This window comes from Vibrio makurazakiensis, assembly GCF_050337375.1.
Lineage (GTDB): Bacteria > Pseudomonadota > Gammaproteobacteria > Enterobacterales > Vibrionaceae > Vibrio > Vibrio makurazakiensis.
In genome coordinates this window covers 1-14,493 of record NZ_JAKJSW010000109.1, presented here as the reverse complement: position 1 = coordinate 14,493, position 14,493 = coordinate 1, and the positions used below count along the sequence as shown (strand labels likewise).

At 42.9% G+C, this 14,493-nt stretch carries 13 protein-coding genes and 2 tRNA genes; 12 read left to right on the top strand and 3 right to left on the bottom strand.

The features are described from left to right. Positions 1 to 669, bottom strand: a 669-nt coding sequence (dacB, locus tag L4C33_RS13175) for a D-alanyl-D-alanine carboxypeptidase/D-alanyl-D-alanine endopeptidase (protein WP_428812886.1), incomplete at its 3' end; no start/stop codon positions are given. 109 nt (positions 670 to 778) lie between these two features. After that, complete coding sequence (locus L4C33_RS13170; RefSeq protein WP_428812885.1) at positions 779 to 1,780, bottom strand: porin; 1,002 nt, start codon at positions 1,778 to 1,780, stop codon at positions 779 to 781. Between the two features lie 510 nt (positions 1,781 to 2,290). On the opposite strand from L4C33_RS13170, the gene greA reads away from it, so the two are divergent. Then, positions 2,291 to 2,764, top strand: a complete 474-nt coding sequence (greA, locus tag L4C33_RS13165) for a transcription elongation factor GreA (RefSeq protein WP_428812884.1) — start codon at positions 2,291 to 2,293, stop codon at positions 2,762 to 2,764. 79 nt (positions 2,765 to 2,843) lie between these two features. On the opposite strand, the gene yhbY is transcribed toward greA, so the two are convergent. Then, positions 2,844 to 3,140: a ribosome assembly RNA-binding protein YhbY gene (yhbY, locus tag L4C33_RS13160; RefSeq protein WP_428812883.1), complete on the bottom strand. Its 297-nt coding sequence runs from the start codon at positions 3,138 to 3,140 to the stop codon at positions 2,844 to 2,846. Positions 3,141 to 3,267: 127 nt separating this feature from the next. Between yhbY and rlmE the strand changes: the two genes are divergently transcribed. The 11 genes from rlmE to rbfA form a co-directional block, all read left to right on the top strand. Then, a complete protein-coding gene (rlmE, locus tag L4C33_RS13155) occupies positions 3,268 to 3,897 on the top strand; it encodes a 23S rRNA (uridine(2552)-2'-O)-methyltransferase RlmE (protein WP_428812882.1) in 630 nt (209 codons plus the stop codon). 106 nt (positions 3,898 to 4,003) lie between these two features. Further along, the gene (ftsH, locus tag L4C33_RS13150) at positions 4,004 to 5,950 is read left to right on the top strand and encodes an ATP-dependent zinc metalloprotease FtsH (RefSeq protein ID WP_428812881.1); all 1,947 of its coding nucleotides are present in this window, start codon (positions 4,004 to 4,006) and stop codon (positions 5,948 to 5,950) included. Positions 5,951 to 6,035: 85 nt separating this feature from the next. Next, the gene (folP, locus tag L4C33_RS13145) at positions 6,036 to 6,866 is read left to right on the top strand and encodes a dihydropteroate synthase (RefSeq protein ID WP_428812880.1); all 831 of its coding nucleotides are present in this window, start codon (positions 6,036 to 6,038) and stop codon (positions 6,864 to 6,866) included. 35 nt (positions 6,867 to 6,901) lie between these two features. Continuing rightward, positions 6,902 to 8,242: a phosphoglucosamine mutase gene (gene glmM, locus L4C33_RS13140; protein ID WP_428812879.1), complete on the top strand. Its 1,341-nt coding sequence runs from the start codon at positions 6,902 to 6,904 to the stop codon at positions 8,240 to 8,242. A gap of 264 nt (positions 8,243 to 8,506) precedes the next feature. Further along, positions 8,507 to 8,839: a preprotein translocase subunit SecG gene (gene secG, locus L4C33_RS13135; protein WP_428812878.1), complete on the top strand. Its 333-nt coding sequence runs from the start codon at positions 8,507 to 8,509 to the stop codon at positions 8,837 to 8,839. 16 nt (positions 8,840 to 8,855) lie between these two features. Beyond that, positions 8,856 to 8,940 (top strand) — tRNA-Leu (locus tag L4C33_RS13130). A gap of 53 nt (positions 8,941 to 8,993) precedes the next feature. Beyond that, a tRNA-Met gene (locus L4C33_RS13125) sits at positions 8,994 to 9,070 on the top strand. Positions 9,071 to 9,303: 233 nt separating this feature from the next. Further along, entirely contained in the window at positions 9,304 to 9,759 is a 456-nt protein-coding gene (gene rimP, locus L4C33_RS13120; RefSeq protein ID WP_428812877.1) for a ribosome maturation factor RimP, read from the top strand. Between the two features lie 35 nt (positions 9,760 to 9,794). After that, on the top strand, positions 9,795 to 11,282 hold the full coding sequence (gene nusA, locus L4C33_RS13115; RefSeq protein WP_428812876.1) for a transcription termination factor NusA: 1,488 nt from the start codon (positions 9,795 to 9,797) through the stop codon (positions 11,280 to 11,282). A 22-nt stretch (positions 11,283 to 11,304) separates the two neighbouring features. Further along, the gene (gene infB, locus L4C33_RS13110; RefSeq protein ID WP_428812875.1) at positions 11,305 to 13,995 is read left to right on the top strand and encodes a translation initiation factor IF-2; all 2,691 of its coding nucleotides are present in this window, start codon (positions 11,305 to 11,307) and stop codon (positions 13,993 to 13,995) included. A gap of 134 nt (positions 13,996 to 14,129) precedes the next feature. Continuing rightward, on the top strand, positions 14,130 to 14,493 hold a 364-nt coding region (gene rbfA / locus L4C33_RS13105), incomplete at its 3' end, for a 30S ribosome-binding factor RbfA (RefSeq protein ID WP_428812874.1).

Below are 14,493 nucleotides of genomic sequence, written 5' to 3'. Positions count from 1 at the left end.
CCGCTCAACTAAGCAACCTGATAGTTGGTATTGATTATTAGGCGAGGTGATTAGCTCTAAATCACACTGAGTAGCTTTTTGGCCTGATTTTGATACGGTTTCAGCTTGGGTTGATACGTCTATTGGATAATGTGCGGGAATGTAGACTCGAGTATGACCATTATCTTGCGTGTAAATTGACGCTTGGGCGCAATTTTTATCTAGTGTTATCGCTGTTGCCGGTGCGCTATAACAAACCCCGAGAATATCCCATGGCCAGCCTACAGCTCGTTGATAGCCCGTAAAGGCGCTGTTATCTAAATAGAGGTTACCTTCAATACCGCTTGGAAACCGCTGGCTATATTGTTGGAGTAATTGTTTGAGATGGTCTCGGACTAATGTTGGGTCACCATTGAACTCTATAGCTACATCATTACCCTGCTTATATAACGATGTCGTAAAGTGGAAATCATTGCCCAATTCAAGTTTTGCAGCCAAAGCTGTCACCAGTTTTAAGGTACTTGCTGGCGGATATAGCTGCGTCGTATTTAGCTTTACTTTTTCTGTTGCAGAATCGAGTGACTCCACCACAATGCTTGAACGACTTCCCTGTGGGAGGTAAGACAAAGGTGAATAAGCAAGGGAGCTAAAAGAAATGCATATAAGAGTACAAACAGTTAACAGGCGCATATTGAGCAACGGAGTCATGGGATATTTACCCAGTATACAGATATAAAAAACGCCTGCTATAAAGCAGGCGTTTAGGGTTCTCAATTATCTAATAATTAGATAGTCGGAATTAGAAGTCGTAACGTAGACCTAGTGCTAGCTCGTCTTCAGCTTGAGCTTTAGTCACGCCAGCGTCACCAGAGCTTAATAAGTTGAAGTTGTAAGATGCGTAACCACGGAAGTTAGGTTTGAAGTAGTACGTCGCATCGATAGCAATGTTGTCTACAGCGTCTGATTTAGTGCCTGCTGTATCTTCTTCTAGGTAGTTGTATGTAGAGCTAAATACAGTCTGGCCCATAGTATAAGCAGCAGCTAACTCGTAACCAGACTTATCAGTTTTAACTGAGTTATCTTTGTCTGTACCGTTTACGAATGTACCAGCGAAGTATAGGTCGTTAAGCGTGTAAGAACCTGCAAGCATAAATTGGTCTGAAGAAGCATTGACACCAGTATTTTGATCTGCGTAACCACCACCCAATTTAATACCTGTTTCGCCAATCGCGTAGATACCAGATAGTGAGTAACCGTCAGTTTCATTATCGCTGTACTCACCGGTAACTGGGTCAGTTGTACGGTCTGCAAAACGGTAGCTAGCTTTAACACCTAAGTCTTGGAATTGACCTTTGTAAGRAAGCATGTTGTCTGTACGGTCAGCTACTGCAATTTTGTAAGCAGCAGAGTTACCATGGTATGCCATGATATCTGTAAAGTCTGTGATTACGCCTAGTGCGCCATCGTTTTTACCGTAAGTAACTTCACCGAATGTGCCGCCAAGACCTGCGTATGTGTAACGGTGGTCAATTGAGTCGCTAGTGCCAGTATTATCATTGGCTTCGTATTCAGCTTCGTAGAAACCTACACCGTAAAGGCCGTCTGTAATTTGTGCTTTACCTAAGAAGTTTAGACGAACGCGAGTTTTGTCTTCAGCCTTACCGTCTTGCATAGAAAGGCGAGCTTCAGCACGGCCACCCATTTCAATAGAGTTGCCGTCTTGGTTGTATAGTTCAGCAGCGTTTGCGCCAGTTGCTAGAGCAGCAGCAGAAACAGCTAGAGCGATCATAGTTTTGTTCATGTTATATATCCTAATTACTGTCCATAAATAGTATTTATTATCTGAGGGTRTCAGTACCCTTTATTGTGCTTGTATGAATCAAGCTTCATTATCAAGGTCTAGAACATTTCTAGAAACTTGCAATGTAATCCATGGGTTACGTTTTACTCCTAAAGTTCCCTGATAGGTTAGTAAAAATATATCAATTTAAATTATGAACAGTGTTTTATTTATCATTAACTGTTTGATATTAAGTGGTTTTAGTGGTGTTTTTTAAGGGTGTGAAAAGGTGTGTTTTTATCTTTTTTTATATGGTAAATACAATCAATATGCTTAATTTAAGTGTTTTGTGTATTTGTGATCCGTATTTATATTTGCTAATCAATCACTTTTTGTGATGCGTTGTGAATTAAGATGATTTACCAATAAAGTTTGTTTACACTAAGCGAAACTAATTTTTAATCTACTACTTAGCCCCAGTGCTGAGTGGTGTTATTTTGTCCAAAAAGTACTTTGGCATAGAGGTAAAAAATGGAAAAGGTTCCAATGACTGTACGTGGTGCTCAGCAACTGCGTGATGAATTAGATCGTTTACTTAAACTGCGCCCAATTATTTCAGCTGCAATTGGCGAAGCTCGCGAACTTGGTGATTTAAAAGAAAATGCGGAATACCACGCTGCTCGTGAAGAGCAAGGTATCTGTGAAGCTCAAATTCGTGACATTGAATACAAACTATCTTTGGCACAAATTATTGATGTAACTCAGATGGAAAATACGGGCAAAATCATTTTTGGCACAACCGTCACTCTTATTGATGTAAACACTGATGAAGAAGTGAAGTACCAAATCGTTTCAGAAGATGAAGCGGATATTAAAACAGGTCGTATTTCTGTCAAATCACCTATCGCTCGTGGCCTTATTGGTAAAATGGAAGGCGATGAAGTGATTATTTCTACACCGGGTGGCGAGAAAGATCTCGAAATCGATAAAGTAGAATATATCTAATTTGGCTCTTCAGCTTATTCAATTATTAAAAAAGGTCGCATTATGCGACCTTTTTTCTCACTGCATAATCATAAACTGATTATTTACGTGGGATCTCGATTTTACGTGCTTCTGACTGGCGGAACAGTACAAGAACTTTACCGATAGTCTGTACTTTTTCAGCTTTAGATTCACGTACAATTGCATCGATAATCAATTGCTTAGTTTCACGGTCTTCTGATGCAATTTTAATTTTGATCAGTTCGTGGTGGTCTAAAGCGATTTCGATTTCCGCTAGAACAGCTTCAGTTAGTCCATTTGCGCCCATTAGCACTACAGGTTTTAAACTGTGAGCTAGGCCCTTAAGATGCTGCTTTTGTTTGGTGCTTAGGTTCATTACGCGGCCAATTTTCTTTAGTATTAGGGTTGAAAAAAGCTATTTTAACGCCATCTAATGCTGAAGACTATAATTTATTAGTCATAGTATTGAGCAATTCAGTTTTTACCCACGATTTAGGTATCTAATGAGTAAACAGAAACACTCGGCCAGTTCTGGTCGTTGGTTGAAGGAACACTTCGACGATAAGTACGCAAATGAAGCTAGAAAGAAGGGCTACCGCTCTCGTGCTTATTTCAAGATGGAAGAGATTCACACTAAAGATAAACTGTTTTCTAATGGGATGACGGTGGTTGATTTAGGCGCGGCGCCTGGCGGTTGGTCTCAGTATGCTGCTAAAGTTGTTGGTGACAACGGGCAAATAATTGCCTGTGACTTGTTGCCTATGGACCCTATTTCTGGTGTAAGCTTTCTGCAAGGTGACTTTCGTGAAGACGCCGTACTAGAAGCACTCTTGGATCGAATTCAGCCAAACATGGTTGATGTCGTAATGTCGGACATGGCGCCTAACATCGCTGGTAATAGTTCCGTAGATCAACCTAGAGCTATGTATTTAGTAGAATTAGCATTGGATATGTGTCGACAAGTTCTAGCCACAAATGGTAGCTTTGTTGTTAAAGTCTTCCAGGGCGAAGGGTTTGATCAATACGTAAAAGATGTACGTGAAATGTTCAGAACCGTTAAGGTTCGTAAACCAGATTCTTCTCGAGCTCGTTCCCGTGAAGTGTTCATCGTAGCCACTGGTTACAAAGGTTAACGATTCAGTTAGTTTAGAAAAGTTAACATTATAGCTACAGGTTACAAACTGTAGTACCCTACCTTTAATTACAATTAGTTATCGAGAGGCTGACACCTTGAGTGACATGGCAAAAAATTTAATTCTGTGGCTTGTTATCGCTGTAGTGTTGATGTCGGTATTCCAGAGCTTCGGACCTGGTGAAAGTAACGGCAGAGCAGTAGATTACACCACGTTTGTACAGGAAGTTGGCCAAGGCCAGATTCAAGACGCGCAGTTCAATAACAGTGAAATCACATTTACCCGTCGTGGTGGTGGTGCTAAGTATGTAACTTACATGCCTGTTTATGATCAAAAGCTTCTTGATGATTTAATTAACCAGAATGTTCGAGTTCAAGGTACACCACCAGAAGAGCAGAGCCTACTAGGCACTATCTTTATCTCTTGGTTCCCTATGATCTTACTGATTGGTGTATGGATTTTCTTCATGCGTCAAATGCAAGGCGGCGGCGGTAAAGGCGCTATGTCTTTCGGTAAGAGCAAAGCTCGTATGATGAGCGAAGAACAAATCAAAACTCTTTTTGCTGACGTTGCAGGTTGTGATGAAGCAAAAGAAGACGTTAAAGAGCTTGTTGACTACTTACGCGATCCAAGTCGTTTCCAAAAGCTAGGCGGAAAAATCCCAACAGGTATTCTGTTGGTTGGTCCTCCTGGTACTGGTAAAACGCTACTTGCTAAAGCTATTGCTGGTGAAGCTAAAGTACCGTTCTTTACTATTTCAGGTTCTGACTTCGTTGAAATGTTTGTTGGTGTTGGTGCATCTCGTGTGCGTGACATGTTCGAACAAGCGAAGAAAGCGGCGCCTTGTATCATCTTTATCGATGAAATTGATGCGGTAGGTCGTCAACGTGGCGCAGGTGTTGGTGGTGGTCACGATGAACGTGAACAAACGCTAAACCAAATGCTTGTTGAAATGGATGGTTTCGAAGGTAACGAAGGTATTATCGTTATTGCTGCGACTAACCGCCCAGACGTACTTGACCCAGCGTTGCTTCGTCCTGGTCGTTTTGACCGCCAAGTTGTCGTTGGTCTACCAGATGTACGTGGTCGTGAGCAGATCCTTAAAGTGCATATGCGTAAAGTACCGCTAGCGGGTGATGTAGAGCCTTCTCTTATTGCACGTGGTACACCAGGTTTCTCTGGTGCTGATCTAGCGAACCTTGTTAACGAAGCCGCACTTTTTGCTGCACGTGGTAACAAACGCAACGTATCTATGGTTGAGTTCGAACTTGCGAAAGATAAAATCATGATGGGCGCAGAGCGCCGTTCAATGGTGATGTCTGAAGAAGTTAAAGAGTCCACTGCATACCACGAAGCGGGTCACGCTATTGTTGGTCGTTTGGTTCCTGAACATGATCCAGTATATAAAGTATCTATTATCCCTCGTGGTCGTGCACTTGGTGTAACCATGTACTTGCCTGAGCAAGACCGTGTAAGCATGTCTCGCCAGCACCTAGAGTCTATGATTTCTAGTTTGTACGGTGGTCGTCTTGCTGAAGAATTAATCTACGGTAAAGAAAAAGTATCTACTGGCGCATCAAATGATATTGAACGTGCAACTGATATTGCTCGTAAGATGGTTACTCAATGGGGCTTCTCTGAAAAATTGGGTCCTCTTCTCTATGCTGAAGAAGAAGGCGAGGTTTTCCTAGGTCGCGGTATGAGCCAAGCAAAACATGTATCTGATGATACGACTAGGCTTATCGACGAAGAAATTCGTATTCTTATCGACCGTAACTATGCTCGTGCTAAGCAAATTCTTGAAGAGAACATGGATATCATGCACTCGATGAAAGATGCGCTTATGAAGTTTGAGACGATTGATGCTGGTCAGATTGACGACTTGATGGAACGTAAAGAAGACATTCGTGAGCCAGCTGGCTGGGGTGATCAGGCAAAAGCTGAACCTGAGAAGGAAGATGCTAAACCTGAAACTCAAGAAGTAAAAGCTGAAGAAGCGAAATCAGATGAACCTAAAACAGATTCTGACGATGCAGCGAATAAAGATTCTTAATCTTTAAGCTATAAAATAAAACCCTGGGCTCATTGCTCGGGGTTTTTCTGTTTATAGAGAAGTCACTTTTTGAGAAATGGATTCCATGATACTTAACGCAAAGAACAAAAAACTCAAATTAGACCGCCCACATATCATGGGTATTTTGAACGTAACACCAGATTCATTTTCTGATGGTGGAAGGTATCACTCCCTTGACCATGCCTTAGCACAAGCCAAACGTATGATAGATGCGGGCGTGAGTATTATCGATATCGGTGGTGAGTCGACAAGACCGGGCGCTCCGGAAGTCTCATTAGAAGAGGAGTTGGCGAGAGTTATTCCTGCTATTAAAGCAATTCGAGCTAAATATGATGTTTGGATATCTATCGATACCAGTAAAGCTGAAGTTATGCGTCAAGCTGTTGAGGCTGGGGCTGATCTAATTAATGATGTTCGTGCGTTGCAGGAGCCTGGAGCGTTAGAGGTCGCGGCCGCCGCAAAAGTGCCAGTATGTCTTATGCATATGAAAGGGCAGCCAAGAACTATGCAGGCTAACCCTAGCTATCAAGATGTATTAGCGGACGTCTCTGAATTTTTATCTGAGCGTGTTGCTGCTTGCGAAGCTGTGGGTGTCCCTAAACAACAGTTAATATTGGATCCTGGTTTTGGTTTCGGTAAAACCATAGAGCATAATTATCACTTACTTGCWCACCTAGAAAAGTTTCATTCATTAGGTATGCCCATATTAGCTGGCATGTCTCGAAAGTCTATGTTGTTTAAATTGTTAGATAAGAGACCTTCTGAGTGTATGGTTGCGAGTGTAACTTGCGCTACAATTGCTGCAATGAAAGGCGCTCAGATTATTCGTGTGCACGATGTAGAAGATACATTAGAGGCTATGACCATTATTAAAATGATGAACGATAATCAGTAAATTAAATTTTAAAAGAATAAAAACTAAGGAACATCATGTCAGATAAAAGACGTTATTTCGGTACCGACGGTGTACGTGGCAAAGTAGGGCAGTACCCAATTACACCCGATTTTGTACTCAAGCTTGGTTGGGCTGCTGGTCGTGTATTAGCAAAACAAGGTACGAAGAAAGTTATCATTGGTAAAGATACTCGTATTTCAGGTTACATGTTGGAGTCTGCTCTAGAGGCAGGACTTGCTGCTGCCGGTCTTCAGGCTACGTTCACTGGGCCAATGCCGACACCTGCAGTTGCTTACTTAACGCAAACATTCCGTGCAGAGGCGGGTATTGTTATCTCAGCATCGCACAACCCATACTACGATAACGGTATTAAGTTCTTCTCTTCTGAAGGCACTAAATTGTCAGATGAAATTGAATTGGCGATTGAAGCTGAACTAGACAAAGATATCGAGTGCGTGGAATCTTCAGCTCTAGGCAAAGCTGTTCGCTTAAATGATGCAGCAGGCCGTTATATTGAGTTTTGTAAAAGTACATTCCCACACAAAATGACGTTGGCGGGCATGAAAATTGTGGTTGATTGTGCTCATGGCGCGACTTATCACATTGCTCCTTCAGTATTTAAAGAGCTAGGTGCAGAAGTTGTTGCTATTGGTGTTGAACCTAACGGGACTAACATTAATCACGAAGTCGGCGCAACAGACGTAAGAGCTTTACAAGCAAAAGTGCTCGAAGAAAAAGCGGCGCTAGGTCTTGGCTTTGATGGTGATGGTGACCGTATCATCATGGTTGATGAACTTGGTAATAAAGTTGATGGCGACCAAATAGCTTACATTATCGCTCGCGATGCTTTACGACGTGGTGAGCTAAAAGGTGGTGTTGTTGGTACATTAATGACAAACCTTGGTATGGAAAATGGCCTTAAGCAATTAGGTATTCCATTTGTACGTGCTGCGGTTGGTGACCGATACGTTATGGAACAGTTACTAGCGAAAGGTTGGAAAATTGGTGCTGAAAATTCAGGCCACGTTATTTTGCTAGATAAAGTGACAACTGGTGATGCAATTGTTGCGGCACTTCAAGTTTTGGCTTCTGTAGTGGATAGTGAAATGACGCTTAATGAATTGTCTCAGGGCATGACGTTATATCCTCAAGTTCTCGAAAATGTACGTTTTAGTGGCGATTCAAACCCATTAGAAGCAGAAGCTGTAAAAACTGTAGTTGTTGAAGTCGAAGCGGAGCTTGGTGAAAAAGGTCGAGTGTTGCTACGTAAGTCAGGAACAGAGCCTTTACTACGTGTAATGGTAGAAGGTGAAGATGCAGAACTTGTTCAAAGCTCTGCACTTAAGATTGCTGATGCAGTAAAAGCAAACTGCTAACACTGAGTTTATTATTTTCGATGGAGCTAGTTTAAAGCCTGGCTTCATCAATAGTTTAAGAGCGCCTTTTTATTAAGTGCGCTTTTTTTGTTCAGTTGAGTCTTGCTGTACGTGTTTTTGACAATTATCGCTTGTCAGCCCGTTAGGGTTTCGCTAGTATTGCTCGGCCTTCAGTTAGGAGGTCGCTAGCCTTGTTTTGAAAACTTAGCTTATAAGTTGTTTTGAAACGGCGCTGGCTCAACAATTAGGAACATAGGTGGAAAAATGTTTACAGTTCTACTTGTGATTTACCTGTTGGCAGCGCTTGGTGTAATTGGCCTAGTGTTGATTCAACAAGGTAAAGGCGCAGATATGGGAGCCTCTTTCGGTGCTGGCGCTTCAAACACTGTGTTTGGTGCTGGTGGCTCAGGAAATTTCCTAACCCGAATGACTGCAATTTTTGCAACAACATTTTTTATCCTTAGCTTAGTGCTTGGTAATATGTCTACACATAAAACTGAGTCACAATGGATTGACCCAACTCAAGGTCAAGTTATCCAACAAGCTGAAGATGCAGTGAGTGAAGTTCCGACGCAAGGCGACGAAATTCCACAATAATCTGTAAAGATTTGATGCCGAGATGGTGAAATTGGTAGACACGCTAGCATGAGGTGCTAGTGCCTTAGGGTGTGAGGGTTCGAGTCCCTCTCTCGGCACCATGTTTACAAACTTGTAATACATCTTGTTGAGCGTATAATGCTCACAAGTCGGACGCGGGATGGAGCAGTTTGGTAGCTCGTCGGGCTCATAACCCGAAGGTCGTCGGTTCAAATCCGGCTCCCGCAACCAATTTTCAACGCACTTATGTGTGAAAGTTGGTAGCAAGTTTGCGCAGTGTTAACCTCACTGCGAGTTAAGTGAAATATTTATTAATATCCACTTAACACATCAGGGTCCAGCAACAAAAACCCCGGCTTATTCGGGGTTTTTTGTTATCTGTGCATTGTAAAATGCACCTCGATAATGTTTGCTTGGAATTTAAAATGGGCTCTGAGCCCTTTTTTTGTTTCTGGAGTGGTTAAATGACTGGTTTAGAAAGACAACTTACTGAAATGCTTGAAGCTCCTGTAGCTGCATCAGGTTATGAGTTAGTTGGATTAGAATTTATTCGTGCTGGTGAGCACTCAACGCTGCGTCTCTACATCGATCATGAGAATGGTATTTTTGTAGAGGATTGTGCTGAAGTTAGTCATCAAGTCGGTGCCGTGTTAGATGTTGAGGATCCAATTTCTGTGGTTTATAACCTTGAAGTGTCTTCACCAGGTCTAGAAAGACCACTGTTCAAAGCAGAGCATTACCAACAATTTATTGGTCACGAGGTAAGCATCGTTTTGAAAATGGCAGTAGCTAACCGTCGTAAATGGAAAGGTGATATCCAATCTGTTGATGGTGAAACTATTACTGTATTGGTTGAAGGAAAAGAAGAAGAATTCATCCTTAGCAATATTTCAAAAGCTAACCTGATCCCTAAATTTTAGTTCTCCTAGTGAGACGAGCTTAAGAGGCTAGATTAATGAACAAAGAAATTTTAGCGGTAGTAGAAGCTGTTTCTAACGAGAAAGCAGTTCCTCGTGAGCGTATTTTTGAAGCGCTTGAAATCGCGCTTGCAACAGCAACAAAAAAGAAAAGCGAATTTGAAATTGAAGTTCGTGTAGAAATTGACCGTAAAACGGGTAATTTCGAAACTTTCCGTCGTTGGGAAGCTGTTGAAGAAGTTGAATTCCCAACAAAAGAAATTTCTATTGAAGCTGCAAAGTACGATGATCCAGAAATCGAACTTGGCGGCTTTATTGAAGACGACATCGAATCTGTAACGTTTGACCGTATTACGACTCAAACTGCTAAGCAGGTTATCGTACAAAAAGTTCGTGAAGCTGAGCGTGCTCAGATCGTTGAACAGTTCATCGACAATGAAGGTGAGCTAGTTACAGGTGTTGTTAAGAAAGTAAACCGTGACACTATTATCCTTGACCTAGGTAGTAACGCTGAAGCTGTAATCCTTCGTGATGACCAACTTCCTCGTGAAAACTTCCGTCCAGGTGACCGTGTTCGTGGCCTTCTATACGCAGTTAAGCCTGAAGCTCGTGGCTTCCAGTTATTCATCACTCGTTCTAAACCTGAGATGCTAGCTGAGCTATTCCGTGTTGAAGTACCAGAGATCGGTGAAGAACTTATCGAGCTGAAAGGTGCTGCACGTGATGCAGGTTCTCGTGCTAAAATCGCTGTGAAAACAAACGACAAACGTATTGACCCTGTTGGTGCGTGTGTTGGTATGCGTGGTGCACGTGTACAAGCTGTTTCTAACGATCTTGGCGGTGAGCGTATTGATATCGTTCTATGGGATGATAACCCAGCGCAATTCGTAATTAACGCAATGGCTCCTGCTGATGTTGCTTCTATCATCGTTGATGRAGATGCTCACTCAATGGATATCGCTGTTGAAGCTGACAACCTAGCGCAAGCTATCGGCCGTAGCGGTCAAAACGTACGTCTAGCGTCTCAACTTACTGGTTGGGAACTAAACGTAATGACGGTTGAAGACCTTCAGAAGAAGCACCAAGAAGAAGCTGTAGCTTCTATCGAAAACTTCATGAAGCACCTAGACATTGAAGAAGATTTTGCTCAACTACTTGTTGAGGAAGGTTTCTCTACGCTTGAAGAAGTAGCATACGTTCCTGTGAACGAGCTTCTTGAAGTTGATGGCCTAGACGAAGGTATCGTTGAAGAACTACGTAGCCGCGCGAAAGACGCACTTACGACTCTAGCTCTAGCGAAAGAAGAGACTTTTGATGGTGTTGAACCAGCAGAAGACCTACTTGCACTAGAAGGCCTTGAGCGTGAAATGGCTTACAAACTGGCAGCTAAAGGCGTGGCGACACTGGAAGACCTAGCTGACCAAGGCGTTGATGAACTAGAAGGCATTGAAGACCTTACTGCAGAACGTGCGGGCGAGCTAATTATGGCTGCGCGTAACATCTGTTGGTTCGGCGACGAAGAATAATTCAGCAAGGAGAGAGAGCGGTATGACACARTTAACAGTTAAAGCACTGAGTGAAGAGATTGGTACGCCAGTTGACCGCTTAATTGAACAACTTGCTGATGCAGGCATGAAGAAAGCTGGTACGGACCAAGTTTCAGATGCAGAAAAGCAGTCACTGCTAACTCATCTGAAAAAAGAACACGGTGATACTTCTGGTGAAACCGAACCGACTCGCTTAACTCTTCAACGCAAGACCCGCAGCACACTAAGTGTTGCCGCTGGAGGCGGAAAGAGTAAGGATGTTCAAGTAGAGGTACGTAAAAAACGTACTTACGTGAAGCGCAGCACTATTGAAGATGAAGCGAAACGTGAAGCTGAGGAAGTAGCTAATCGTGACGCGGAAGAGAAAGCACAACGCGAAGCTGAAGAGCAGGCGCAACGTGTAGCTGCAGAGAAAGCACAACGCGAAGCTGAAGAGAAAGCAACACGAGAAGCGGATGCAAAACGTGATGCTGAAGAAAAAGCTAAACGCGTACAAGCTGATAAGGCTAAGAAAGACATGAACGCAAAAAATGCAGACACTAACGCGCAAGCGAAGAAAGAAGCTGACGAACTAAAAGTACGTCAGGAACAAGAAGCAACTCGTAAAGCAGAAGCTGAAGCAGCTAAGCTGGTTGAAGAAGCTCGTAAACTAGCTGAAGAAAACCAAGAACGCTGGTCTGAAGAAGAGAAGAAGAAGAAAGAACAAGAGAAATCTGCGGATTACCACGTTACTACTTCTACTTATGCTCGTGAAGCTGAAGATGCAGCTGACCAAAAAGAAGAAAAAGCGCCTCGCCGTCGTAAAAAGAAAGCGGCTCCTGCTAACCAACCTGGTAACAACCGTGGCGGTCGTAACCAACGTGGTCGTGGTGGTAAAGGTAAGCTTGCTAAACCAACTTCAATGCAGCAAGGCTTTGATAAATCAGCAACTGTTGCTAAATCTGACGTTGCTATCGGCGAAACTATCGTTGTATCTGAACTGGCAAGCAAAATGTCAGTTAAAGCAACTGAAGTTATCAAAGTAATGATGAAGATGGGCGCTATGGCGACTATCAACCAAGTGATCGACCAAGAAACAGCACAACTTGTTGCTGAAGAAATGGGTCACAAGGTAATCCTACGTAAAGAAAACGAACTTGAAGAAGCAGTACTAGCTGACCGTGACAGCGATGCTGTTGCAGAAGGTCGTGCTCCTGTTGTTACTATCATGGGTCACGTTGACCACGGTAAAACTTCAACACTTGATTACATTCGTAAAGCACACGTTGCTTCTGGCGAAGCTGGCGGTATCACACAGCACATCGGTGCCTACCACGTAGATACTGACAACGGTATGATCACGTTCCTTGATACTCCTGGACACGCGGCGTTTACAGCTATGCGTGCTCGTGGTGCTCAAGCGACAGATATCGTTGTACTTGTAGTTGCAGCAGACGATGGCGTAATGCCACAAACAATTGAAGCAATCCAGCACGCGAAAGCGGCAGGTGTTCCTCTGATTGTTGCTGTGAACAAGATCGATAAAGAGGGTGCAAACCCAGACAACGTTAAGAATGAGCTAGCTCAATACGACGTTATCCCTGAAGAGTGGGGCGGTGAGAACATGTTCGTTCACATCTCTGCAAAACAGGGTACAAACATTGAAGGTCTTCTAGAAGCTATCCTTCTTCAGTCTGAAGTTCTTGAGCTTACAGCAGTTAAAGAAGGCATGGCATCAGGTGTTGTTGTTGAATCTCGTCTTGATAAAGGTCGTGGTCCAGTTGCAACAGTACTAGTTCAGTCTGGTACTCTGAACAAGGGCGATATCGTTCTTTGTGGTCAAGAGTACGGCCGTGTTCGTGCAATGCGCGATGAAAACGGCAGAGACATCGAAACAGCTGGCCCTTCTATTCCTGTAGAAATTCTAGGTCTGTCTGGCGTTCCTGCTTCAGGTGATGAAGCGACAGTTGTACGTGATGAGCGTAAAGCGCGTGAAGTAGCTAACTACCGTCAGGGTAAATTCCGTGATGTTAAACTAGCTCGTCAACAAAAAGCTAAACTAGAAAACATGTTCGCAAACATGGAAGCTGGTGAAGTTGCTGAACTTAACGTAGTACTAAAAGCTGACGTTCAAGGTTCTGTTGAAGCAATCGCTGATTCACTACTGAAACTGTCTACTGACGAAGTTAAAGTGAACATCGTAGGTTCTGGTGTTGGTGGTATTACTGAAACTGATGCAACTCTTGCAGCAGCTTCTAACGCTATCATCCTTGGTTTCAACGTACGTGCTGACGCAACTGCGCGTAACACGGTACAAAATGAAAACCTAGATCTACGTTACTACTCGATCATTTACCAACTGATTGACGAAGTTAAACAGGCGATGGGCGGTATGCTTGCTCCTGAATTCCGTCAAGAAATCATTGGTCTTGCTCAAGTACGTGACGTGTTCAAGTCACCTAAGATAGGCGCTATCGCTGGTTGTATGGTTACTGAAGGTCTAATTAAGCGTAACAACCCAATCCGCGTACTTCGCGAAAACGTTGTTATCTACGAAGGTGAACTAGAATCACTTCGTCGCTTTAAAGACGACGTTCAAGAAGTWAAAAATGGTTACGAGTGTGGTATCGGCGTTAAGAACTACAACGACGTTCGCGTTGGTGACCAGATTGAAGTATTCGAAATTGTTGAAGTTAAACGTACTCTAGACTAATCAGTCCGTACGACTCGACATATTGACTAAGGTTACTAACATTACCAATAAAGGTAGTCGGTAATCGGTTGTTGAATACACCATGGGGGGCTGGTTATTACCAAGCCCCCCATCTTTCTAAGTGAGAAAAGAAAATGTCAAAAGAATTTAGCCGCACACAACGTGTGTCTCAGCAACTTCAAAAAGAACTTGCTCTTATCCTACAACGTGAAGTTCGTGACTCACGTATTGGTATGGTAACGATCTCAGATGTAGAAGTGTCTCGTGACCTTGCATACGCAAAAGTTTTCGTAACTTTCCTATGTATTGGTGAGCAAACACCTGAGTCTTGCTTAGCGGCACTTAAAGAACACGAAGTTCCAGTACGTATGATGCTAGGCAAGCGTATTCGTCACCGCCTAACACCTGAAGTTCGTTTTACTTACGATAATACTTTAGTTGAAGGTATGCGTATGTCTAACTTAGTAAGTGAAGTATTAAGTGAAGATAAGCGTAAAC